At 44.2% G+C, this 24,030-nt stretch carries 19 protein-coding genes; 7 read left to right on the top strand and 12 right to left on the bottom strand.

Annotated features, from left to right (window positions below; all coding sequences use genetic code 11):
* The first annotated feature begins 34 nt into the window (after positions 1–34).
* From ACXAD8_RS01550 to ACXAD8_RS01540, 3 genes are all read left to right on the top strand, one after another.
* Positions 35–889 (top strand): SPFH domain-containing protein, encoded by an 855-nt coding sequence (locus tag ACXAD8_RS01550; RefSeq protein ID WP_475224223.1) that lies wholly within the window; start codon positions 35–37, stop codon positions 887–889.
* On the top strand, positions 889–1,083 hold the full coding sequence (locus tag ACXAD8_RS01545) for a type II toxin-antitoxin system antitoxin (protein ID WP_475232847.1): 195 nt from the start codon (positions 889–891) through the stop codon (positions 1,081–1,083). The genes ACXAD8_RS01550 and ACXAD8_RS01545 overlap by 1 nt, the downstream gene beginning before the upstream one ends.
* A 79-nt stretch (positions 1,084–1,162) precedes the next feature.
* Entirely contained in the window at positions 1,163–1,891 is a 729-nt protein-coding gene (locus ACXAD8_RS01540; RefSeq protein ID WP_475224222.1) for a hypothetical protein, read from the top strand.
* Positions 1,892–2,614: 723 nt separating this feature from the next.
* Here ACXAD8_RS01540 and ACXAD8_RS01535 read toward each other — a convergent pair.
* The gene (locus ACXAD8_RS01535) at positions 2,615–7,252 is read right to left on the bottom strand and encodes a leucine-rich repeat domain-containing protein (protein ID WP_475232846.1); all 4,638 of its coding nucleotides are present in this window, start codon (positions 7,250–7,252) and stop codon (positions 2,615–2,617) included.
* Between the two features lie 874 nt (positions 7,253–8,126).
* On the opposite strand from ACXAD8_RS01535, the gene ACXAD8_RS01530 reads away from it, so the two are divergent.
* Positions 8,127–9,110, top strand: coding sequence for a transposase (locus ACXAD8_RS01530; RefSeq protein WP_475224220.1), 984 nt, complete (start codon positions 8,127–8,129; stop codon positions 9,108–9,110).
* Between the two features lie 278 nt (positions 9,111–9,388).
* Positions 9,389–10,030, top strand: a complete 642-nt coding sequence (locus tag ACXAD8_RS01525) for a transposase (protein ID WP_475224219.1) — start codon at positions 9,389–9,391, stop codon at positions 10,028–10,030.
* Between the two features lie 772 nt (positions 10,031–10,802).
* Here ACXAD8_RS01525 and tyrA read toward each other — a convergent pair.
* The 5 genes from tyrA to ACXAD8_RS01500 form a co-directional block, all read right to left on the bottom strand.
* Positions 10,803–11,978 (bottom strand): bifunctional chorismate mutase/prephenate dehydrogenase, encoded by a 1,176-nt coding sequence (tyrA, locus tag ACXAD8_RS01520; RefSeq protein ID WP_475224218.1) that lies wholly within the window; start codon positions 11,976–11,978, stop codon positions 10,803–10,805.
* Between the two features lie 10 nt (positions 11,979–11,988).
* Positions 11,989–13,080 carry a 3-deoxy-7-phosphoheptulonate synthase gene (locus ACXAD8_RS01515; RefSeq protein WP_475224217.1) on the bottom strand — a complete coding sequence of 364 codons (1,092 nt, stop codon included), beginning with the start codon at positions 13,078–13,080 and terminating at the stop codon, positions 11,989–11,991.
* Positions 13,081–13,359: 279 nt separating this feature from the next.
* Entirely contained in the window at positions 13,360–13,968 is a 609-nt protein-coding gene (locus tag ACXAD8_RS01510; RefSeq protein WP_475224215.1) for a DNA-J related domain-containing protein, read from the bottom strand.
* Positions 13,958–15,964 (bottom strand): TonB-dependent receptor plug domain-containing protein, encoded by a 2,007-nt coding sequence (locus ACXAD8_RS01505; protein ID WP_475224213.1) that lies wholly within the window; start codon positions 15,962–15,964, stop codon positions 13,958–13,960. Before ACXAD8_RS01505 ends, ACXAD8_RS01510 begins: the two co-directional genes overlap by 11 nt.
* 52 nt (positions 15,965–16,016) lie before the next feature.
* Positions 16,017–17,549, bottom strand: a complete 1,533-nt coding sequence (locus ACXAD8_RS01500; protein ID WP_475224211.1) for an AbgT family transporter — start codon at positions 17,547–17,549, stop codon at positions 16,017–16,019.
* Positions 17,550–17,714: 165 nt separating this feature from the next.
* On the opposite strand from ACXAD8_RS01500, the gene ACXAD8_RS01495 reads away from it, so the two are divergent.
* Together ACXAD8_RS01495 and ACXAD8_RS01490 are read left to right on the top strand one after the other, a co-directional pair.
* Positions 17,715–18,038, top strand: coding sequence for an ArsR/SmtB family transcription factor (locus tag ACXAD8_RS01495; protein ID WP_475224210.1), 324 nt, complete (start codon positions 17,715–17,717; stop codon positions 18,036–18,038).
* Positions 18,035–18,454, top strand: coding sequence for an SRPBCC domain-containing protein (locus ACXAD8_RS01490; protein ID WP_475224209.1), 420 nt, complete (start codon positions 18,035–18,037; stop codon positions 18,452–18,454). Before ACXAD8_RS01495 ends, ACXAD8_RS01490 begins: the two co-directional genes overlap by 4 nt.
* 65 nt (positions 18,455–18,519) lie before the next feature.
* On the opposite strand, the gene ACXAD8_RS01485 is transcribed toward ACXAD8_RS01490, so the two are convergent.
* The 6 genes from ACXAD8_RS01485 to rpsP all read right to left on the bottom strand — a co-directional run bounded on the left by ACXAD8_RS01485 (position 18,520) and on the right by rpsP (position 23,929).
* The gene (locus ACXAD8_RS01485; protein ID WP_475224208.1) at positions 18,520–18,774 is read right to left on the bottom strand and encodes an acyl-CoA-binding protein; all 255 of its coding nucleotides are present in this window, start codon (positions 18,772–18,774) and stop codon (positions 18,520–18,522) included.
* 118 nt (positions 18,775–18,892) lie between these two features.
* A complete protein-coding gene (locus ACXAD8_RS01480; protein ID WP_475224206.1) occupies positions 18,893–21,493 on the bottom strand; it encodes a TonB-dependent receptor plug domain-containing protein in 2,601 nt (866 codons plus the stop codon).
* Positions 21,494–21,986: 493 nt separating this feature from the next.
* Entirely contained in the window at positions 21,987–22,346 is a 360-nt protein-coding gene (gene rplS, locus ACXAD8_RS01475; protein WP_475224205.1) for a 50S ribosomal protein L19, read from the bottom strand.
* Positions 22,339–23,130: a tRNA (guanosine(37)-N1)-methyltransferase TrmD gene (trmD, locus tag ACXAD8_RS01470; protein ID WP_475224203.1), complete on the bottom strand. Its 792-nt coding sequence runs from the start codon at positions 23,128–23,130 to the stop codon at positions 22,339–22,341. The genes rplS and trmD overlap by 8 nt, the downstream gene beginning before the upstream one ends.
* Positions 23,130–23,654 carry a ribosome maturation factor RimM gene (gene rimM / locus ACXAD8_RS01465; protein ID WP_475224202.1) on the bottom strand — a complete coding sequence of 175 codons (525 nt, stop codon included), beginning with the start codon at positions 23,652–23,654 and terminating at the stop codon, positions 23,130–23,132. The genes trmD and rimM overlap by 1 nt, the downstream gene beginning before the upstream one ends.
* 23 nt (positions 23,655–23,677) lie before the next feature.
* Positions 23,678–23,929, bottom strand: a complete 252-nt coding sequence (gene rpsP, locus ACXAD8_RS01460; RefSeq protein WP_229527732.1) for a 30S ribosomal protein S16 — start codon at positions 23,927–23,929, stop codon at positions 23,678–23,680.
* Positions 23,930–24,030 lie beyond the last annotated feature (101 nt).

Genomic DNA, 24,030 nt, shown 5'->3' with positions numbered 1-24,030 from the left:
TAGTGATATCAATTTGATATCACCGGAGTAAGAGATGATTACTGAAAAACGCGGATTTTCTGTTAGCGGTTATGCTGTTTTTGCCATATTACTGGCAGTACTAGTGGGCTCAATCATGAGCATGAGCCCTCTTCCTAAAGAGTTCCCTGGTACGCAATTATTGTTAATTTTATTTTCGATTTTGTGTATGCCCGGCTTTTTTATGGTGCAACCCAATCAAGGCAAAGTCTTAACCCTGTTTGGTAGCTATGTAGGCACCGTGCGGGAAAATGGCTTGCGCTGGACCATTCCAGTATTTATCCGCAGAACCATTTCCCTGAGAATTAGAAACTTTGAAAGTGCCAAAATTAAAGTTAATGACAAAAACGGGAACCCTATCGAAATTGCCAGTATCGTAGTGTGGTCAGTAACAGACACGGCAGAAGCCGTGTTTGAAGTGGACGACTACGAAAGCTATGTCAGTATCCAAAGTGAAGCCGCCATTCGAAACCTCGCCAATATATATTCCTATGATCCGGCCGACGAGGATGAAATAGGCCTGAGAAGTGACCCGGTAGAAATAGCAGAACAATTAAAACGCGAAGTACAGGAGCGACTGGGCAAAGCCGGTGTAACCGTCCAGGAAGCCAGGATTAGTCATTTGGCTTACGCACAGGAAATTGCCAGCGCTATGTTGCAGCGGCAACAGGCTGAAGCCATTATAGCAGCCCGAGCTAAGATAGTTGAAGGCGCGGTCGGAATGGTGGATATGGCCATATCTAAACTAGCGGAAAAAGATGTTATCGAGCTAGATGAAGAACGCAAAGCCGCTATGGTCAGCAACCTGCTTGTGGTGCTGTGCGGCGATAAGGCCACTCAACCCGTGGTTAACACTGGCAGCCTGTACTGATCATGGCAAAAAAAGCCTATCCATTACGCATAAATGAAGACGTCCTCGCTGCGATGCAGCGTTGGGCGGATGACGAACTTCGCAGCCTGAATGCGCAAATTGAATATGTACTGCGGGATGCCCTGGTGAAAAGTGGCCGGGTTAAACTAGTGCAAAAAGTGGTCACTGAAGTGGAAGATAAAGATAAGAAGTAGAGCCAATTAATTTTGCCTATATTTTTAGCCATACTTAAACTATTGTGTAGACATATTACTCACAATTAGTTTGATTACTATGAATAGTTCCAATGGCAAAGGCCCACTAAGGCCATTTATCCACCAAGTAGATGGTGAATCCACAGCCGGAAAGAAAGTAGTTAATGTAGATTCGCGAAGATTAATAAACGGTCAAAGTAAAAACACTAATCGCGCATTTAGCACGGTTTACGCACCCGCGTCCCCCGGCAGTAAGTATAAAGATATTCATCAAATGCCAAGTGGCAGAGTTACCGCTGCGGAAGGACCTACCAAACAAACCTGGATAAACTTCAGTGATGCCAAACGCGCCCAGCATTATGTTGCAACCTATTCAGAGCAACATATTAAATCCGATCTGAAACAAACTTTTGGCATTGCACAACAAGCTGCGGCGGTGGGCCGAATGATGCAAGAGCGTCGAGAAAAGCGTGGCAAAGCTGATTCCCACTCCTCCATTAAAACCACAATGAGGGCCCTGGAAGCACAAAAGCAACGTGGCCAATTTAAAGAAAAGTCTCCGACTCTCTTTGACAACGCATCAGTAAAAACTCGCTCCGTAGTAGCAGGCCAACGCATGAATTCCTGGGGTGATGCCGGGCCTGTTATTCGAGGTTTTGACGTTGATAAGCCAGCATCAAGTTGCTACGGGTTATCACTGCTTCCATCGTCAACGATGGTTCCGCTTTCGTTCGCCCACTGGCCGCCGTATCAATTTCAACACTACCAACAGCCTCTCGCGGGTTCCGCCCGTTATCTCTGTTTGTAGCCGCAGTAACCTGCGCTTGTGCATCATTAATCAATATCGAGTACCAGTGTCCTAATCACGGTTAACTATGTTCGGTCCTTCATGCTATTGGTTGTATAGCACTACTACGACCTCGGCTGAAATCTCCAGGGGTGGAGTGAATGCCGAAAAATGCCGGGAGCATTTTCGGTCTTCTGACCGTTCATCCCGACACCTCACGATATCGGTAGCACTGTGGCAAACTGCCAGACCTCCCGGGGTAATTCGCGCGACCTTCCAGCTTATACCTGCCGACTCTACGTTATTGCATTCCGTGCAAGTATCGGGCTTTAGTGATATTGGCCACCTTACCCTACAATAACGCCTAAGCCGATTCCTGTTCGTCAGGCCAGCATTTTGCTTTCGGCTTCCTTCGGATTTCACCTCACGATGAACCCCCTTGCCGTTCAGCTAGCACTTCCCCTTGCCGGGTGTGCAGAGGACTTTCACCTCCAAGTCATCAACTCACCACCACAGTGAGTCGAACAGCGCCGGTCAAGGCGCTACGCGCCATGACCGGCGCACCAAAAAAAAGAACCCGCAGCAAATGCGGGTTTCTTAAAATTTATGATGGCTGCCCTGTTAAATTGTCCTTACATTGATAAGTTTGGCTGCAATCGGCTTTTTTTGATTTCAATACGCACGTAAGAGGACAGCAAAAGCCAGTCATCTCATTCCGTCCTAATTTTTACAGTAAAACCATAGCTAGTTTATACATTCTTGAGGTAGCGTAATTGTCGTGGAAGCCAGCTCAACCTGCAGCGCATCCAATGACCTACAGGACAATGATTTGTTTTCACTCAAATCCAGAATTTCCAATTTGTCAAAATCATTGAGGTGTTCGATGCTTTCAAGTTGATTGTCGTGTAGATAGAGTTGCGTCAATCTTTTTGCTTGCAATGTAGAAAGATTCCGTATTTGGTTTTGTCCCAAATTCAAATAATCCAGATAATACAAACTAGCAAAGCCATTTAATTGTGTTATCTGATTGTTCTCCAGGTCCAATCTTTTTAAAGAATCATATCGTCCTACGTGCCCCGGATTTTCTATTTGATTATTGGCGAGCAATAATGTTTCAAAATTTGCTTCTTTTGGTAAAGGCTGCAAATTGCTGATTTGATTGCCTGACAATGATAAATATTCAAGATATCGCATTTCTGATAGGGGAGAGAGGTCAGAAATTTGGTTATTTGACAAACCTAAAGTTTCAAACCAATCAATATGACTTATCGGAGATAGATCCGTAATCAGATTATTATCCAAATACAGCACCAAAGGTAAAAACGCCCCAGCGAGTGGAGACAAATCTTCAATTCTATTTCCTGATAGATTGATTTCTCTGATCCACTCAAAGTTTGCCAAAGGCGAGATATCTGAAATTCTATTTCCTGATAAATTGATTTCGCTGATCAATTCAAAGTTTGCCAAAGATGAGACATCAGAAATGCTATTCTCGCTAAGATCAATTATCCATAAGTCTGCTAATTCGCTCAGAACGCTGATGTCTTGTATGTTGTTATTTGAAAGCGATAAATCATTCAAGCTTCCAAGCTCTGATAATACTGAGATGTCAGAAATTAGATTGTTATTTAATCCAAGTTTGTAGATAGATTTCAAATTAGCAAGGCCGGAAATATCCTGGATTTGATTGTTATTGAGTTGTAGATTGTAGGTGATATTAGAAAACGAAAGTGGAGTTATGTCAGTGATACCATTTCCTGAGAGATTTAACTCTGTAAATCTTTTTTCTACTGCAAATACACTTAAATTGGACACTAAGTTATTTTCAATATGAAGATTATATAGTTCGGTCATTGTCAGGGCAGGGCTGACATCTGAAATTTGGTTGTCGTTCAATTCCAGGGTAGTTAGTTTGAATAATTGTTCGATACCCGATATGTCGGCGATGTTCATATCGTTACATTGTAATGTTCTGATTTCAATGATTTCATCCTTGTTGGTGTTTTCAATGCATGTCTGTAAATTTGGGTCAACAATCAAACTATAATTGACGGATTCACCCGTAGGACAACTGTCAGTTCGGTCAATACGGATAGACCGGAAAGTCCGCTCCAGTAGATAAATGTCTTCGCAAGGAATGTCATTGTTTCCCGCAATGTATAAATAGCTGAGGTCGCCGATTGACGACAACGAACTTACGCTATTAAGGTTGTTGTTTGTAATACTAAGCGTGGAAATGTCAAGGTGGTTTGCAAGCGGACTGATATCAACAATCAGGTTGTTATTCAGATCGATGTCTCTCATATTCAAATTTTTCAAAGGGGTAATGTCTGAGATTTGATTGTTGGCCGCGTAAAATGTCTCTAACTCAGAAAACTCAGCTAAAACAGATACATCGTTTATCAGGTTGTTATTGATAAAAAGTGCCTGCAATTGCTCAAGCCCTTGTAATGGTGATAAGTCACTGATTTCATTGTCATTTAAAATTAACCACGTTAGGTTTGAAAACTGTTCAATCCCCTCTAGAGAGGTAATGTTTTGTGACGAACAATCAAATCCGCGCACCTCAGTAACTATATCCATTAGGCCACTTAGACAGGCTTTTAAGTTGTCATCGCTGAATTCCACTTGATTAGCTAATAAAGGCAAAGAGTCGGCATTCAATGGATCTGATAAACCGATGATTTCTTCTCCGTCTGAATACCCATCACTATCAGTATCAGTCAGATCAATACTGGTTCCATATTCAATTTCTTGTTCAACGGTCAAGCCATCTTCATCCATATCGCTTTGCAGCCATGCTTCGCCATATATAGATAAGTCGATGATTTCATAAGTGTATATTCTAGGAGCCAATTGTATCACTCGCTCAGGCTCTGTAATTTGATCGTCGTTATCTTCGTCGAAAGCGATGGTGCTGTAATATAGGATGGTTATCATGCCAGATTCGGTAATATTCAAAATTTTCCAGTATTCATGATAACTATACCAAGACAATTCAAAGCCAAATGAGATTTGGTTTGTCTGTTGGTTTTTTTGCCAGGTATCTCCTTCTGAAAATATAAAATCAGGTTCAGGCGAGGCATAGGATTGTTGATAGTAAATAGATGCACGCATTTCACCGTTAGCTCTGAATTGCTCAGCGCTTAAATCATTCAGTGGAATTTGATTGTCTTCTAATAACTCGTCTAAGAATAAATTGGATGTTTTAGCGTAGACGTAGGGCAAGGCAGTTTCTGGTGTTACTTCAGAATAGGAAGAATTTGATAAGTCTTTTACCATTTTAGACACGTAGATGTGCGCTAAATCGTTTTCGACGTATCGTTTTACTTGCACTAAATAAGACAAGTCTTCTTGCATTATAGGTTCAAAGATCAGGGTTTCATCACCGTGGCTCAAGGTGAAACTGTTATCATTGTAAGTAACTGTGTAGACGGTATTCGCCATCGAGGATGTCGCCTGGTCGTCACTAAACTCTACGGTATCAATCATGAAGTTTTCTTCAGTCAGAATACGGTATTCTTCATTCCCCACCTCAGGCTGATAGAATAAAGGTAGTGCCCATGAACCGTTTAATTCCGATAAAAGCAAATCTGTCTGTGTTTCGAGAGAGTTATAGATGAACTCGCGATTGTAGGTCATTGAGGGAACTTCCAGTACGAAGCTTGACCCCCATATCCACTCGCTTCCAATTTGATCAATAACCTCTTGAGGGATTTCTAGCTTATAGGTAAAAATAGTTTGCCGTTCAATTTGGAATGCGTTTTGGTTTCCTGACTTAAGTTGCCATGCTTCTGACGAAGTGCCGTAACTATAGGTAATTTGCCCCATATCTAAATTCTGATACCAACAGGCATCTTTGAGCAGTGCTGTCATATCGGTATCAAAGTTTTCGTCCAAACGATATATTGAAGAACAGCTTGATAGTTGCTCAGAAGTGAGGGCGTAACTTAAAGTGAGTAAATCAGCACCCTCTACCTGCCAGTTGAACGCGGTTTTAGTTGATCGGCCTGAGGTATTATTCTGGTACAGCACACCGTTTCCAGCGTCGGTGAATTGATAGACATTTAACGAATTAGGAAGGTATCCGTCTCTTAATCTATCGCCATACCCTAAAGCACCAGATAACCCTTTGACAAATATATCAGTAAACTCAACTGTCAGGTCGTCTACTGTGTTAGGGTTCGTTCCAAGGTTGACTTCTTCACCATCATCTACACCATCTTGATCGGAGTCGGAATTGAGTGGATTTGTGTTGTATACGTTTATCTCTTCACCGTCAGTCAGACCATCACTGTCTGAGTCTGAATTGTCAATTACAGTCCCCAAAGCGGACTCTTGGGCATTGGTCAATCCGTCATTATCGATATCGCTGGCATTCCAGATAGTGTAACTTGGCATTGCCAGAGGAATATCTGTTTGGTTGCTACCAAACTTTACGCGGGTAATACCATCATGAAAATTACTTTGGTTGTCTTTACCGCTACTATTTAGTACATACCAATACTGTGTTGATGGCCTGCGGACTGCGATATCAGCTCTGCCATCACCATCATAATCAGCGATAACGGGAATATCCAATTCTGATCGACCAAAGGTAACTCGGCTAACACTATCATTGTGGCCTGAAATAGGATCGATGCCCGAGGAATTTAAGATAAACCACTGTTGAGTGCTCGGGCGTCTGACCGCGAGATCCGCTTTACCGTCGCCATCATAATCTGCTGGGATAGCAATATCATTGGCTTGTAAACCAAAGGCTTTTCGGGTGATGCCGTCGCTATTCTCTGTTATTGAATCAACACCTGACGTGTTTTTGATGTACCACATTTGGGTTGCAGGTCGGCGCACAGCAACATCTGCTTTGCCATCACCATCGTAATCTGCGGGCACAGGAATGTCAGAGGCCTGTGATCCAAATTGAACTCGGCTAATACCATCGCTATGCCCAGTTAGTGCATCAACGCCACTAGAATTTTTGATGTACCAGGTTTGTGTTTCTGGACGGCGAACCGCGATGTCAGTTTTACCATCACCGTCATAATCTGCGGGTACCGGAATGTCGGCCATTTGAGCGCCGAAACGAAGCCTCGTGATACCGTCGTTAAAGCCGGTAATCGCATCAGTCCCCGATGAATTCTTTATGTACCAGGTTTGATTAGACGCGCGTCTGATAGCAATATCGTAAATCCCGTCACCATCAAAATCGCCAGAAATTGGGATGTCATTGTCACGCTTGCCGAAAATTAATCCTTGAGTCGTTTTATCTTCTGAGTTTCTGATGTACTGATAAAAAGTTTGTGGGCGGCGAACCGCAAAGTCGGCCTTGCGATCACCATCATAATCAAATTTTATTGTATCAGCCTGTGAAAATGCCGGCATTGCCAGACTAAAAAACGAGAATAAAGAACCGATAAAAAGATGACTTTTTAGTCCTTTGCTAAAACGAGTGGCGCGCATCGTGTCCGAGTCCCTTCAAAAAATCAAATAATGAAAATAGGTTGCCATGTCAGACATGAGCAACATTAAGTTGGACGCATTTTACACTAATATGCAATGTTTTAAACGTACTGTTCGTGATCTCACTTCATATGATAGAAGTCCAAAAGAAATTTACATGGACATATATTGACGCTTCCCGGTTGTCAAACCGTTTTTAACCCTTCGCGCTGCTAAGCAGTGCGAATATTCTGTCACTCTTTATCTCCTGTCTGCCACTTAAAGATGTACGCGCATTAATTGGTTTAGTTCTGACATATATTCAGGCTCTCAAATAGAAATGGTAAAGTCATTTCTGGCCTCTGATGAACTCCGTACCTTATCACCTTTAAATACAACCACGCGGATTTGAAATCCGTGCTCCAGTCTGGCTTTGATGAGGCAGGGCTGACCGTTTATTTCATCTTTCGTTGACTAAACAGGACGGGTTACTCAGGTGTTATCCCGTATCAGACCTTCCACTACAGCCACACAGGTTTGACACCTTTGTCCAGGACGGAATTGAATCTGAACGGGATAACGTAACGACTCTCATATCAGGCCACCTTTTGCGCTTTAATCTCACAATAACGTTCTCCTGCCGGGTGAGTAATACCCAGATCAGTCGCGCCAGACGATGCGCCATCGCCGTTAAGATGGAAATATCATGGACGGAAATATCATGGACAGCCATCACAACTGTACTTCGTAACTGTTTTCAATCTCATAAATTTGTGCAAAATATAAGCTTCATTCAACAGACTCAGGAAGAGTAAACATGCCAAAAGCCAGGAAGGCACAAATCAGCCTTGAAGATACGCCCTATTATCACTGCGTTTCTCGCTGTGTGCGCAGAGCTTATTTATGCGGGAAAGACAAACAAACCGGTGTTAGCTATGAACACCGTCGCCAGTGGGTTGAAGACCGTATTCACTTTCTTTCTCAGATTTTTGCTATCGATGTCTGTGCTTATGCAGTGATGAGCAACCACACTCACCTGGTATTGCATATTCATAAAGATTTATCTGACGGTTGGGATACCGAAGAAGTGATTCGCCGCTGGCACAGGCTTAGTCACGGTACGTTACTGAGTCACCAGTATTTGAATCCGGAACAACGAATGCAAATGCATGAATCTCAGCTGTTCACCGTTGAAGAAACCGCAGATATATGGCGGCAGCGGCTGACGGATATCAGCTGGTTTATGCGCTACCTGAATGAATACATAGCAAGAGAAGCCAATAAGGAGGATAAGTGCACAGGTCGTTTCTGGGAAGGTCGATTTAAGTCCCAGGCACTTTTAAATGAAGCCGCGCTTGCAGCATGCATGGCCTATGTAGATTTAAACCCCATCAGAGCCAAAATGGCTGAAACACCAGAAGAATCCGACCACACCAGCATTCAATATCGCATCAATGCCTCCAAAGCAGGAAAAACACCTAAATATCTGACACCTTTTGCTGGCAATATCAAAGAGGACATGCCTCATGGCTTGCCCTTTCACTTATCCGATTACCTGGAGCTGGTTGATATCACGGGCAGAGCTATCTTACCCAATAAACGCGGCTCCATAGAAGAATCAACACCCGCAATATTGGAACGCCTCAACCTCAAACCTGAACAATGGCAGGAACTCACCACTCAATTTGAAGTCTGCTTTCATCACGCCGCTGGCGGTGAATCTTATCTTGAAGCCTATCGACATCGACACAAGCTAAAACGACTCAGGGATAAAAACGCCGCCATTCGATTATTTGGCTGACAATCCCCTTTCCGAAAATCCATTTTTTAGTAGCATTACCACCAGGTAAGGTTCTTTTGTGCCTGCTCCCGACTCTTTTGCACTTCCATCGTTCTAAATTCCCTTGTTCTGGGACAAAATCTGGCTCAGAAATCTATATTCTAGCTGCTCAGGGAAACACGCAGTAAACATCAAACAAAATCACGAATACTGGATTACGCCAATATTAAGGTGGATGTCCTGTTTAGTTTAGTCACGGTACGTTACTGAGTCACCAGTATTTGAATCCGGAACAACGAATGCAAATGCATGAATCTCAGCTGTTCACCGTTGAAGAAACCGCAGATATATGGCGGCAGCGGCTGACGGATATCAGCTGGTTTATGCGCTACCTGAATGAATACATAGCAAGAGAAGCCAATAAGGAGGATAAGTGCACAGGTCGTTTCTGGGAAGGTCGATTTAAGTCCCAGGCACTTTTAGATGAAGCCGCGCTTGCAGCCTGCATGGCCTATGTAGATTTAAACCCCATCAGAGCCAAAATGGCTGAAACACCAGAAGAATCCGACCACACCAGCATTCAATATCGCATCAATGCCGCCAAAGCAGGAAAAACACCTAAATATCTGACACCTTTTGCTGGCAATATCAAAGAGGACATGCCTCATGGCTTGCCCTTTCACTTATCCGATTACCTGGAGCTGGTTGATATCACGGGCAGAGCTATCTTACCCAATAAACGCGGCTCCATTGAAGAATCAACACCCGCAATATTGGAACGCCTCAACCTCAAACCTGAACAATGGCAGGAACTCACCACTCAATTTGAAGTCTGCTTTCATCACGCCGCTGGCGGTGAATCTTATCTTGAAGCCTATCGACATCGACACAAGCTAAAACGACTCAGGGATAAAAACGCCGCCATTCGATTATTTGGCTGACAATCCCCTCCCTGAAATCATTTTTTAGTAGCATTACCACCAGGTAAGGTTCTTTTGTGCCTGCTCCCGACTCTTTTGCACTTCCATCGTTCTAAATTCCCTTGTTCTGGGACAAAATCTGGCTCAGAAATCTATATTCTAGCTGCTCAGGGAAACACGCAGTAAACATCAAACAAAATCACGAATACTGGATTACGCCAATATTAAGGTGGATGTCCTTTTTGTTTTTTAGGGTGGATGTCCTTTTTGTTTCTTTTTGTTTTTTGTAAAAACAAGCTTGAGCGAATCTATTAACAAATGCAGCAACATTGTTTGGCAAACTCACATGGACAACTCACATGGACAACTCACATGGACAACTTACATGGACAGCCATCTTACCCTATTGAGAATTTAATAACTCAACCTTACGTTGGGTGTATTATTCTTTACACGCCAACAAACTCTAGGCAATTGTCTCGCTTCACCTTCAACTGTTGAAAACAAAAAGTTAAAGCCAGTCCCATCACTCAATTATTTGCCCTTGAATGCAACCCGCCGGAGCAAGCTTGGTTTCAAAAGATGGTGTCTACTCTAAATTTAAAGTGGATGTCCATGTTTAAAGTTCAACTGCGAATTAGACGGTGCCTGAATAAACGGATCAGCCTGCAAGAACCTACCTAAGGTTGGATCGTAGATCCGACCATTCATATGGATAATACCGCGCACAACCCCAACAAAAAACCGCCATTCAGGCGGTTTTCAGATTACCAGAAGCAATGGTGTTAACGTGCTAAACGCCCGTTTCCAAGGTGCGATCATCATCGGCCTTTAACAGCAATTTTTTACTGTCGGCGAGGCATTGGCTGGCGTAATCACCGAACCATTCTGCAATCTCATTAAACTGATTGACGAATTGTTGTTTATCACCGGATTCCAATAAAGCCATGGCTTCATCAAAGCGTCCGTGAAAGCGTTTTAACAGTGCCTTGCCGGTGTCGCTACTGAAAATTATGTCGCCATACAGCACAGAATCCTGAGCGAATAACCTGCCTACCATGGCCAGTTCCAGACGATAAATTGGTGAACTGAGTTTTAATAACTCGGTCAGACAGGGATTTTCTGCAGCCAGGTGAGCACCATAAACGAAACTGCTGAAGTGGCGCATGACCTGAATAAATGCCATGGCTTCATCGTGTTTTTGCGGCTCACTTTCGATCAGTGCGGCTCCCCAGATGCGGAACTGCTCCAACAACCACTCGTATTGTTCTGGGTTTCTTCCATGAGACACCACGACAACCTGTTTGACCAGACCAGGTACATCCGGGCCAAACATTGGGTGTAAGCCCACAACTGGGCCAGAGTGGGTTTCCAGCATGGCTTTTACCGGTCCGCTTTTAACACTGGTGATATCTGCCAAAATACAATCATCGGGAAGCTTATTTAAAGAACGGATCACCTCTTCCGTTTTGCGTATAGGAACTGCCACAATAACCAGTCCCGCGGTGGCGAACAGGCTTTCCGCTTTATCCCAGCCGTCTTTGTCAATCACATCAACCTGATAGCCGCTGCGTTCGAACATAGTCACAAACTTAGAGCCCAGCGCCCCTCGCCCACCGATGATGACGATATTTTGCAGCTCCGGACAGGCACACAGATATTGCTTGTTCTGAGTCTGATAAGACTCGCGCATGACACGGCGCAACACATCTTCTATCAGGCTTTCGGATAGGCCCACTTCTTTTGCCTGCGCTTTTCTGGATTCCAGCAATTGCGCTTCGCGACTTGGCACATAGATGGGCAATCCAGTTTTACTTTTAAATTCACCCACCTGACGAGTCAATGCAGAGCGTTTCGCCAGTATTTGCACCAATTCACTGTCTAGTGCATCAATCTTTTGCCGCAATTCGCCCAAGTCCAAAGGCGACTCCTGTCCTGAACTATCAATTTTATCCGCATCGCGTGTCATGCTTAGGTTCCTAGCTGGCTTTACTCATTTTGTTTAAGCGTAACGGTAGCACAGTAATCAGCTTATCACGGATATCTCTGAGTAATTTTTCGGTGCTTTCCCAGTCAATGCAGCCGTCAGTAATCGATAAACCATATTCCAATTCCTCTTTACGTTTACCTGAACTGCTTTGATTTCCGGCTTTCAAATGACTTTCCAACATGATGCCTATAATGGATTCATTACCTTCCAGAATCTGATTAGCCACGTTTTGCGCCACCGGCGGCTGACGACGGTAGTCTTTACCTGAATTGGCATGGCTACAATCTACTACCAGGCCTGCCGTTAGTCCGGCTTTTAATAACTGCTCTTCACAATCAGCGACACACACAGAATCATAATTGGGCTGTTTGCCACCGCGCAGAATGACATGACCATCCGGATTGCCCTGAGTGCGGATCATAGCCACTTGTCCTTGTTTGTTAATACCCATGAAGCTGTGAGGTGAAGCCGCTGAGCGCAGTGCGTTGATAGCAATGTCCAGACTGCCATCGGTACCATTTTTAAAACCCACCGGCATAGATAAACCACTGGCCATTTCGCGGTGAGTCTGAGATTCAGAAGTACGGGCACCAATCGCCACCCAACTAAAGAGTTCCGCCAGGTACTGAGGACTGATTGGATCCAGAGCTTCGGTGGCCACCGGAATTTCGTGCTCGGCTAACCAAATCAATAGTTCCCTTGCTTTACGCAAGCCGGTATCAATATCAAAACTATCGTCGATGTGCGGATCGTTGATCAGACCTTTCCAGCCTACAGTGGTGCGCGGTTTCTCAAAATACACTCGCATTACCACATACAAGCTGTCCATGCAGGATTCCTGCACTCGCTTAAGTTTCAGCGCATACTCTTTGGCCGCTTCAACATCGTGAATGGAGCAAGGGCCACAAATCACCAAGAGGCGATGATCTTTGCGGTGAATGATGTCGCTAATGATCTGGCGCGCTTCACCAATTTTAGCTAATGCCCGCTCACTGACTGGCATTTGCTGTTGTAATTGTTCCGGAGTAACAAGCACATCTTCGGCTGAGACGTGGACGTTATCGATAGAATCCTTATGCATGTTTGTACCTGATTGTTAATGTGTAAAAAGAGTAAAAAAGTAGGAGGAGCTAATTGGGTATTAGCAATAATAAAAGAAATAGGTGCGGTAATAACCGAGGCGGTTATTGAGCAGAAATTGATTGTGTGCGTTTACTGAAGACATATTGTAATTAATTCGTTACAGACAAGATTTAATTATTTGGCACTATATATTGACTTTTTAACATTTGAATATCTAAAGGACAAGTAAAAAATGCAAGAATTCGATTTAATCTTTAAAATTGACCACTAAAGCCCATTACGCAGCAGATTTATAGAAGCGTTTTAAGATATCGAAATATACCGCCCCTTGCTGACAAAGCGCACTATCTCCCCCTCTGTCGGGGTGATTGTCCAACTGAAACTTCAGGTAGCAGCGCTTTACCACAGACCAGTTTGCATCTTCAGGTAGGGTAAAAAAGCCAAAAGCTTTTGCTACTTCATCATTTTCCGGGATGAGCCACTGTTTACTGTTACCAAAAGAACTCCAGAAGCTATTCAGCAGAGCTTCGACATCCTGCTCTGTGGTACGTGAAAAGTGTCTCCAGTCATTGTAATAGGCTTTTATCTTATGCTCAGCTTCATCTATCAGCCCATTGCCGTCACCTGGTATCAACTGAATATGCAATGCAGTAATTTTAAGATAGCCTTTTCCTTCAGCTAACCACAGCTCTTGCAACTGATAAAGGCAGTGAAACAAAGCAAAATGGGTCTGGAATAATCGCAGCTCAGAGCTTAGTGCATTGCGCTCAAATAGTTCCCAGGGTGGATTCTGTAATTTTTGCAGTAGCTCAAATTCTTTGAGAGGTTTGCCGTCAGATAAAATCAGAGAGAGCGCATCAAACAGTAACTCCTGTTCAAAACGCATAGGTCACTCCCAACCAGGACTCCCGTCCATAACCTGGCATAGCATTATTCGCCAGGCGGGGTTCATAAACCCAATAGGCTTTATCAAACAGATTGCTGGCGGTAAATAAAGCAGACCAATTAGGGGTGATCTGATAATGATACTTAAGATTCCATAAGCTATAACTGCCATGCTGAAATTCATTGTCGACGTCTATAGCTTCGCGCCAAATCAGTTCAGAGCTTATTCGTGTTTGCCCCTGCTGCCATACCACACCACCACTGGCGAAACGGCGATAACCTGGGTTTATAGGTTGATCAAAAAGACTGGTAAAATTGAAATACCACTCCAGCGAATCGGAAAATTTGGATTTATGAGCCAGTTCCGCGCCGGAGATCGATTTTTTAATGACATTCTGAAAAGTAGATTGCCCCAGCGTGGTGTTCAATTCCACTTTATTAACAAAGGCATCGAGATCATTGTTAAACAGCACTAATTCCGTTCGGTTTCGCTCTGATTGACGCTGCCACAATAATTCCAATGTCTTGATTTCTTCCGGTTTGAGATCCGGATTGCCGATAGTCACCAAATCCTCAGAATAAAGTTCATTGGTTACTGGTGTTCTGAAAGCTTCACCGTATTGCAATTTAACGCTGTTTTTATTATCCAGCTGATATTTAAAGGCAACTCTGGGAGAGTACTTGGCGTCTATATCAGCTACATCGTCATAACGACCACCGATATAAAAATCAATGCTATCGCTGAGTTGGCGACTGTATTGAACATACCAGCTCCGGGTATTCTGTTTGGAAATAAGCGGTGATACCGCATTAACTCCCTGGGTAGCAAACGACTGAGGTACACCCAAGAAAAACTCAGGCGCTAAGGTTAACTCATTGCTATCAAAATCCAGATAGTTAGTCACTGTGCCCGCCTGAGTTTGCCTCGCACGACGGGACACCAAGCCAACATTCAATAGAGATTCATCAGAAAAAACGTGAGTCAGATCCAGAGAGAGTTCCAGATCGTCGGTTATCCAGAATGGCCCGGTTAAAAAGTCTTGTTCAATGAAATCAACCGCATCAGCATCCAGTACTTTACCGGCTGACTCAATTTCATGCTCGGTATATTGCGCTTTTAAGGTGAATTGCGTTTGCTCATTCAAACTATGCTGGTAGGACATTGACCAGGCGATATTTTCAGAATAGTGAAAGTTATCCGGGTGCACACCACCCAGATTAATAAAGTCTTCCAGCTCTGAACGATTCCACCTTACCCGCGCCAGAAAGGATTTATAATGCAGTGCCGCACTGAGAAACTGATGGTCGGATGGATCCTGATACAAAGAATCTGAAAGAACAGCATAATCATTACCGTCTCGCTGTCGAATATCTGCCAGTAAGCTCAGAGAAATATCATTGTACTGCCAGTTCGCGCCAGCGTTGAATTTTGTGGCGTTGTCCTGACCAACTGCGGCATGAACCCAATTGTCTTTTTGGCGAGTAATAACATTCACTACTCCCATAAAAGCATTGCTGCCATAAATAGCCGAACCTGGTCCACGAATAACCTCAATTCGCTCTACCAGATCCAATGCCATAAAAGGCAAATAGACAGAGGCCTTACCAAAAGAAAGCTCATTAACTCTTTGTCCATCCAGCAAGAACAATACGTAACCATTATCCAGATACACGCCCCTGGCATGCTCTTTTGGCACCGCGCCAACCCAGTCACCACGTGTAACCTGAAAGCCCGGCACCAGATTCAGTATTTGGTAAACATTCTGAAAGCCGAGATTGGCGATTTGATTGCGGGTAAAAACACTGACGGTGGAAGGCGCGTCATTAATATTGCGAGGCTCGATACTGGCGATACTGATTTCAAGGTCAAACAATTCATCGAATGACAATTCCATCAGCTCATCAAGCGGTTCACCGTCATCTTGCGAAGTAGCACCAACCGGAGCGAGAAACACAGCCCACCAAAATAAGCTTTGTAAAAGAATGCGTTTTAGCATAATGCTCCGGTTAATTCACTAAGGTGATTCCCTCCACCTTTGGTTCAACCGATTAAGGTGCAGGATAGATGTAGCTGGATTGCAAACCTAATGGGAAACCCAGTCCCCAATAAACTAACAAAAACACCGTCCAGATACAGATAATAGTCACTGAAAACGGTAACATCAATGACAACAGCGTACCTATTCCGGTTCCTTTAACGTAGCGCTGGCAATAAACCACCACCAGAGGGAAGTAAGGCATTAACGGGGTAATGATATTTGAGGAGGAATCACCCAGTCGATAAGCCGCTTGTGTTAAATCCGGAGAGATATTCAGTTGCATCAGCATAGGTACAAAAATTGGTCCTAATAAAGCCCATTTTGCTGATGACGAACCAACGAATAAATTCACAAACGCAGTCAGGAATATCAACCCAACAATAGTCACCATACTCGGCAAGTTCATCGCTTTTAAGAATTGAGCTCCTTCTATTGCCAGCAAGGCGCCTAAATTGGATTTGCCAAAGGCATCAATGAACAAAGCACAGAAGAACGCCATAACCACATAATAAGACATGCTGCCCATGGCTTTAGACATGGCACCAATCACATCTTTGGTGGTTTTAAAAGTGCCCGCCAGATAGCCATAAACAACACCTGGGATGACAAACAATAAGAATATAAGAGGCACAATGGAGCGCATAACTGGTGCTGCGAATGAGGTTAGCTGTCCATCTGGGGCACGCATAGGTGAATCTTCTGGCCACAAAATAGCCACTAATAAGCCAACTCCAGCCAACATAGTAATAGTGGCGATTCTAAGGGCTTTACCCTGTCTTGGGTTTAAGTCTTCAAATTTAGGGATGTCATTGGGATCGCCATCAACCGGTGTGTTTTTCAGACGAGGTTCAATCACTTTATCAGTCAGGTACCAACCGATACCGATAATTAACAAGCTACTTGCCGAGTTAAAAAACCAATTGTTTAGCGGGTTAACCTGAACACTGGGATCAATGATATGTGCCGCACTTTGGGTAAAGCTCTGTAACAAAGGATCAATGGCTGAAGGGATAAAGTTTGCACTAAAGCCACCGCTAACCCCGGCAAAGGCCGCAGCAATACCAGCTAGAGGATGGCGGCCCATAGCGTAAAAGATCACGCCCGCCAGCGGAATTACCAATACATAACCGGCATCAGTGGCAGTATGGCTGACTATCGCTATAAGTATGACCGAAGGCGTCAGCAACATTTTTGGCGTTGAGTCCAACATCCGTTTCAGGCCAGCGTTGATATAGCCTGAATGTTCTGCAACGCCGACACCGAGCATCGCTACCAGCACCACACCTAAAGGCGCGAAACCAGTAAAAATAGTCACCATCCGCGACAGAAAATCGGCAAGTGATGCCCCCGTAAGCAGGTTATTGACCACCACAGCTTCACCGGTTCGGGGATCGATGGCATCAAACTGCACGCCAGACAACAGCGCTGATAACGCCCATACAATCATCAGACTGATTAAAAAGATAACGGCGGGATCCGGGAGTTTATTACCGACGCGCTCGACCTTATCCAGCGCTCGTGTAACCCAGGTAGAGTCAGACATATTTTTTCCTGTTTTAATTATTAAGTCCGCAGTGGATTTTGGCACAATCCAGCCAAGAGTGAAAACCTGACCTCGTAATAAATGGCAAAAATAGGGCTTAGCAAGCTTGACATGCAACCTTTTGGTTGCATATAAAACAATTATTCTAAATTTTCTGTCATTGTTATGGATATTTTTCAGGCTATGGCCGACCCCACTCGTCGGAAAATTATTGAACAACTCAGCAGTTATCAGGCCGCAAAGCACGGCTTGTCAATCAAGGAATTGACGCAAAACAGCGGTATTTCGCGCCAGGCGATCACCAAGCATCTGAATACTCTGATAAAAACTGGCGCAGTCGCCGCTGAATTTCAGGGAAAAGAAAAACGTCACTTTCTGAAGCAATACGCCTTTAGCGATGCCTGGCAATGGCTGGAGCCCATCGCGAAACAGTGGGATGAAAAACTACAGAATCTCAAACATCATTTGAACAAAGAGGATAAAGCATGAGTAACATTGATTTTATTAAACGCGAAATGACCTTTGCTCAGCCAGTAGAAAAAGTCTGGCAGGCCATAACACAGCCACAACATATTGCACAATGGTTTGGTGACAATGCGGTATTTGAACTCAATGAAGGGGCAGAAGGTTATTTTGAATGGAAAACCATGTGTGAAGGTAAATACGCCATGAAAGTAGTGTCAGTTAATCCTGAAAACTATTTTGCCTACATGTGGATGAACGATCCGGATGTGCCCTTCGAGGCCTCTGGCGCCACCCTGGTGGAATGGACCTTAAAGCCGACAGTCAGTGGCAAAACCCATTTAGTGCTGATTGAGTCGGGGTTTAAACAACAGCAGCACAGAAAGATGAATATTCAGGGCTGGTTACAGGAACTGGGGCATCTGGCAGAATACCTAGCCTGATATCTATTCTAAGAGACTTGCTCAGACAAGCTTCTTAACGCTTGTCTGAGACAATTTAAAAATACTCAACCTTTGAGTTTGTTGATCAGGTCCACATATTCCTGCATAGCCTCTTCAGAGGATTTGCCTTTTTGTTCGGCCCAGGCGTCGTATTTGGCGCCTGCCACAAAATCGAAAATTCCCGGCCTGTCTCCGGTGACGTCCCCTACTGTGGCTTGTTTGTAAAGGGAATAAATTTTCAGCATATCTTCGTCGCTCGGGCGCTGGGGTAACTGCTTAGATGCAACACTGGCCTGCTCAAAAGTTTCTTGTAATGACATATTTTTTCCATCTTTTAAGTTGTCGCTAAAAAGCGTAGCTAACATTCTGCCCTGCTTCAACAAAAAAAGCCCCGACTGCAATAGTCAGGGCTTAACTTGTTTACTTATTTTAAGTTAATTAAAACTTGTAAGAGCCTTTCAGATACACGAAACGTCCCTGGCTGCTGTGAATGGTATTCACAAAACCAAAGAAGTCATGGTGACTGAATGGAGGTTCTTCATTGAACAGGTTGGTGCTACCCAGAGTAAATACCGCATTATCCACACCCAGATAGTTAACCGTCAGATCAACAGTAGTCATAGAATCAACGGTTTTATCACCAAAGCCTGAATCTTTATCGCCATCAAACTCACCGATGTAGTTAATTGCTACTGCAGTAGACCAATCGTCTTTCGACCAATCCATAGAGGTGGTCCAGCGAATTTCAGGTTGCTCAAACTCACCTTCAGATAATGCAACACGCTTGCCGCCGTCGGCATCCGGACGCAGTTCTTCGTAGTTTAAGACGTAGTTCATGACATAACCAAAACGGAAATCACCCATAGATGACGATAAGGTGTATTGTACATCCAGGTCCAAACCACTGGTTTCCAGATCACCGATATTCTGGAAAGAATCAAAAATTTGTACCACTTCACCTGGATCGTTCGGATCAGCGGTAGGTAGTCGGGTTACAACATTCGGATCATCGCCAAAGTTAGAGAATACAAACTGCGTATCTGAATCAATAATATTCTCGATATCGTAGTTGTAGTAATCCAGTGAAAAGCTCAGATCTTCTGTCACTTCATAGATCAGACCCAGGTTATAACTGGTGGATTCTTCTGGTCCCAGATCCGGGTTACCTTCAAATACCGCGGTATATTCTTTAGGATCACAATCCAGACCAACAGCATTACAACGGATAGTATCTACCAGATTCGGAGACTCATCTGTGCGGCCCAAGCCTAACTGATGCAAAGAAGGCGCGCGGAAAGCGGTGCCCCATGAGCCACGAACCGACAACTGCTCTGTAGGCGACCACAAAAAGGATAGTTTTGGATCGGTGGTGGTACCGAAGTCACTATAATCTTCGTGACGCACCGCAATCTGTGCTTCGAAGTTATCACTGAATGGTAAGGCAACTTCAGCAAACACTGAGGTGCTATCGCGATCACCGTTTGCCTGAGTGGCTTCTGTACCAAACACTTCGCCACGTAAGAATTGCTCGTCTGGATTATCAGAGATAGACTCTTCGCGATACTCAACACCCACGGCCAGCATCACATCATTGCCATAAAGCTGAGCAATTGGGCCTGACATCACACCATCTATAGACTTATTGGTAGATTTACCAACACGGGTTGTATTGGTTTCAATATAATCCAGGGCTTCCTGAGAGTTGGAAGAAGGCTCAAACGGATTCCACAGACCGGAATCGATAGCATCCTGAATGCGTATTGAGTTAGGGAAACCATCTACACCGCGCTCTACAGACTCACTCTTGATGTAGCTGTAGGCAACTTCCCAAGTCCAGTCACCATATTCACCTTCCAGGCCCAAAATCGTACGGTAATAATCGGTATCTACGCGTTTTTCACGGTTACCGATATCCACGGTACGACGGCGCATGGTTAAATCTTGTTGATAAAAAGGATGGGAAGGATCGTCAGCAAACGGATGATTGGGGTTATCACCCGCCATGAACAATTCATTAAAGCTTGGGCTGGCAGCACCGCGTACGATGGACTTTGAGTTTTGTCCATTAAGCTCGGCAAATGCGGTTACCGTGTCAGAAATCTCATACTTACCCATATAGTTAAAGCTGAAACGCTCGGTATCCGGCACAGAAGTCATGTGCGGCGCATAATCGTAGCCACATAGTGTACCGATAATATCTTCTGGAGCACACACGTCATTACCAAAGGTATCAGGCATTCTAACTGTCGGATCAGAAGCCAATGCAATAGTACCTGGAATACCTGCAGAGCTGCGAAAATCTACCGCATCTGAAACGCCACTAATTGCAGACTGATTTGCTGAGCGCGAGTAACTGCGATCCGAATACATGAGCTCTTCACGGTCAAAATAATCGAGAATAAAGGTATGGCTGGCTTTATCGCTGGCTGTACCATAGATAATGCTCAAGTTTTGCTCTTCGCCACCACCGTCGGCAGTATCACCGTACTTGGCAGAAACTTCGAAGCCGTCAAAGTCATCTTTCAGGATAATGTTGATTACCCCGGCAATCGCATCAGAACCATAGGTTGCAGACGCCCCGTCTTTTAGAATATCGACACGTTTAATGGCTGAAATCGGAATATTGTTGATATCGACGAACGCTGTATCAATACCTTTAGCAAACGGAGATACGGAAACGCGGCGACCATTTACCAGAATCAAAGTGGAGTCTGCGCCCAAACCACGCAATGAAACACTGGAACCACCGTTGGCGGTATCATCACTACTGTTACCTTGGGTTGAGAAGGTGCCCTGACCAGAAATAGGTAACTTGCTGAATAAACCAATTAAGTCTGTTACACCAGTATTGGCAATTTGCGCAGCATCAATGCTGGCAACCGGAGATGGACCTTCCATATCGGTACGGCGGATGTGGGAACCGGTAACAGAGATTTTTTCAATACTATCATTTTCCTGAGCTTGCACGCTCGTAGCAGAGAATGCAGAGGAAACCGCAATCGCCGCCAATGTAAGCTTGACGTTTTTCATGTGTGTCATGGATTTTTCCTTGTTATTTTTGTACCGCTGTCGCAAAAGAGTGTATTTTTCGACAACCAGTTTCATGTGGCAGCTAAAACACTGCGCTGGAACTTATATCACACAGAATGAAGATGTAAACAGTTGCATGGGCATATATTCTTACCGCACCTATCTATCCAGTAGATTGGTAGGTGTATTTTTAAACTCTGAAAGTTCAAATAGATTGAATTGTCGGTAGGTTTATTATCATGTTCTTCGGGTATCTCGCGGGGATATGCGATGAACCCTCTTGCATTTAGTGGTTAAAATGATTAACACCTTATTAACATTAGAATGCCAAAAGTGGAAAGAAAACTAAACAATTTCAGGGAAAAGTTGTAAATAAATATTTTTAACCCGGCAAATACGATTAACAGGTACAAAAAAGCCCGCAATTGCGGGCTTTTTCGAAGTTGACGATAACATTATTTGTTTAAGCAGAAATGTTAGGTTCTGCCAATTCACAGTTTGCTTAGTTAAGCTTCTCTTTGATACGAGCAGCTTTACCAGTACGACCACGTAAGTAATACAGCTTAGCACGACGAACCGCACCACGGCGTTTCACTTCGATGCTATCAACTTGCTTACTGTGAGTTTGGAATACACGCTCAACACCTTCACCGCTGGAGATCTTACGAACAGTGAATGAAGAATGTAAACCACGGTTTCTCTTAGCAATTACAACACCTTCATAAGCCTGAAGACGCTCTTTATCACCTTCTTTTACGCGTACCTGAACAACAACTGTGTCACCCGGGCCGAACTCAGGAACATCAGATTTAAGTTGTTCTTGCTCGATGCGCTTGATGATATCTTGACTGATTTTACTCATCTTTTCCTCGCTTACTGGAATAACTGTCATCTTGCTGCAAGACTTCTTGTTGGTACTCCTTAAGGAGTGAGCCTTGCTCCTCAGTCAGAGCCAGTTTTTTAAACATATCGGGACGTCTTTGCCATGTTCTCCCAAGAGACTGCTTCAGACGCCACGTTCTTATCTTTTCATGATTACCGCTGAGTAATACTGCCGGCACCTGCTCGCCATTCAAGATTTCTGGTCTGGTGTAGTGAGGGCAATCCAGCAAACCGTCTTCAAAAGAATCACATTCTGCCGAAAGCTCATGACCTAGCACCCCGGGAATGAGTCTGGCGACACTGTCCACAAGGGCCATTGCCGGGATCTCACCACCGCTTAAGACAAAGTCACCTAACGAGATTTCTTCATCTACCATGGTCTGAATAACACGCTCGTCAATACCTTCGTATCGACCCGCTACCAGAATCAACTTTTTGCTCTGCACTAACTGCTTCACTTTGGGTTGATTTAATGTACTACCCTGAGGCGAAAGGTAAATTACCCTGGCATCGCCTCCAGCCGCTGCTTGCGCAGCATTAATTGCATCTGTTAATGGCTGAACCATCATCAGCATACCCGGACCGCCACCATAAGGTCTGTCATCAACTGTACGATGTTTATCATGCGTAAAGTCACGGGGGTTAAAACACTGTGCGTGTATCAGCCCTTTTTTGACAGCTCTTCCAATAACGCCCTGATTTAGAAATGTGTCAAACATGTCTGGAAACAAAGTAACGAATCCAAACCAATGTTGCTCACTCATCAAAAACCCGGGTCCCAGTCCACTGTGATTTTTCTTGCCTCACGATCCACTTCCAGAACAACTTGCTCATAGAGATACGGGATCATGCGTTGCTTTTGGCCGAATGCGTCTTTAATGTTGGCTTTCACCACCATCACATCATTAGCGCCGGTCTCGAACATTTGTTCAATTTTACCAAAGTCATAACCTTTGGAATTCACCACGGTCATGCCAATCAGTTCACGCCAATAAAACTCGTCTTCGTCCAGTTGTGGTAACACTGCAGGATCAACGCTAATTTCCAGATTCTTAATAGCTTCCGCCGCGTCTCTGTCGTCAACACCCACCAATTTAGCCACCAAACTTTTGTTATGGTGCTTCCAGTGTTCCACTGTGTATTCCTTTACTTCTCCGCCCTGTAACAACAACCAGGGTGAGTAATCGAATATTCCGTCTAACTCTTCTGTGTAGGAAGTTACCTTAAACCAACCTTTCACACCGTAAGGTGCACCAACTTTGCCTAATGTAACTGTTTCAGATGCCATAACGCCCTACACTTATTCGCAGATTAAGCAGACGCTTTACGCGCGTCTTTAACCAAACGAGATACGCGGTCTGACAAACCAGCGCCTTGACCAACCCAGTGCTCAACACGGTCCAGGTCTAAGCGCAGTCTTTCTTCCTGACCACGTGCAGTAGGGTTGAAGAAACCGATATTTTCGATGAAACGACCATCGCGCTTCATACGGCTATCAGCCACTACTACTTGATAAAAGGGGGCTTTTTTAGCGCCACCACGTTGTAAACGAATAGTTACCATAATTGCCTCAAAATCGTTATTAGTTCTGCCTTATCAACGCAAGGCAAAAGCTACTAACGTTAACGTCAACTTTACCCTTCCACAGACAAATGTAAGGCATA

It is taken from the genome of Planctobacterium sp. AWH2_060, assembly GCF_056158425.1.
Note: the sequence above shows the minus strand (reverse complement) of the source record. Positions and strands in the feature narration are given on the sequence as shown.

What these genes read in the sequence shown, in the direction of transcription:
- ACXAD8_RS01550 (WP_475224223.1), top strand. Translation starts at nt 35, where the DNA reads ATGATTACTGAAAAACGCGGATTTTCTGTTAGCGGTTATGCTGTTTTT.
- ACXAD8_RS01540 (WP_475224222.1), top strand. Translation starts at nt 1,163, where the DNA reads ATGAATAGTTCCAATGGCAAAGGCCCACTAAGGCCATTTATCCACCAA.
- ACXAD8_RS01535 (WP_475232846.1), bottom strand. Translation starts at nt 7,252, where the DNA reads ATGCCGGCATTTTCACAGGCTGATACAATAAAATTTGATTATGATGGT.
- ACXAD8_RS01530 (WP_475224220.1), top strand. Translation starts at nt 8,127, where the DNA reads ATGCCAAAAGCCAGGAAGGCACAAATCAGCCTTGAAGATACGCCCTAT.
- ACXAD8_RS01525 (WP_475224219.1), top strand. Translation starts at nt 9,389, where the DNA reads ATGCAAATGCATGAATCTCAGCTGTTCACCGTTGAAGAAACCGCAGAT.
- tyrA (WP_475224218.1), bottom strand. Translation starts at nt 11,978, where the DNA reads ATGACACGCGATGCGGATAAAATTGATAGTTCAGGACAGGAGTCGCCT.
- ACXAD8_RS01515 (WP_475224217.1), bottom strand. Translation starts at nt 13,080, where the DNA reads ATGCATAAGGATTCTATCGATAACGTCCACGTCTCAGCCGAAGATGTG.
- ACXAD8_RS01510 (WP_475224215.1), bottom strand. Translation starts at nt 13,968, where the DNA reads ATGCGTTTTGAACAGGAGTTACTGTTTGATGCGCTCTCTCTGATTTTA.
- ACXAD8_RS01505 (WP_475224213.1), bottom strand. Translation starts at nt 15,964, where the DNA reads ATGCTAAAACGCATTCTTTTACAAAGCTTATTTTGGTGGGCTGTGTTT.
- ACXAD8_RS01500 (WP_475224211.1), bottom strand. Translation starts at nt 17,549, where the DNA reads ATGTCTGACTCTACCTGGGTTACACGAGCGCTGGATAAGGTCGAGCGC.
- ACXAD8_RS01495 (WP_475224210.1), top strand. Translation starts at nt 17,715, where the DNA reads ATGGATATTTTTCAGGCTATGGCCGACCCCACTCGTCGGAAAATTATT.
- ACXAD8_RS01490 (WP_475224209.1), top strand. Translation starts at nt 18,035, where the DNA reads ATGAGTAACATTGATTTTATTAAACGCGAAATGACCTTTGCTCAGCCA.
- ACXAD8_RS01485 (WP_475224208.1), bottom strand. Translation starts at nt 18,774, where the DNA reads ATGTCATTACAAGAAACTTTTGAGCAGGCCAGTGTTGCATCTAAGCAG.
- ACXAD8_RS01480 (WP_475224206.1), bottom strand. Translation starts at nt 21,493, where the DNA reads ATGACACACATGAAAAACGTCAAGCTTACATTGGCGGCGATTGCGGTT.
- rplS (WP_475224205.1), bottom strand. Translation starts at nt 22,346, where the DNA reads ATGAGTAAAATCAGTCAAGATATCATCAAGCGCATCGAGCAAGAACAA.
- trmD (WP_475224203.1), bottom strand. Translation starts at nt 23,130, where the DNA reads ATGAGTGAGCAACATTGGTTTGGATTCGTTACTTTGTTTCCAGACATG.
- rimM (WP_475224202.1), bottom strand. Translation starts at nt 23,654, where the DNA reads ATGGCATCTGAAACAGTTACATTAGGCAAAGTTGGTGCACCTTACGGT.
- rpsP (WP_229527732.1), bottom strand. Translation starts at nt 23,929, where the DNA reads ATGGTAACTATTCGTTTACAACGTGGTGGCGCTAAAAAAGCCCCCTTT.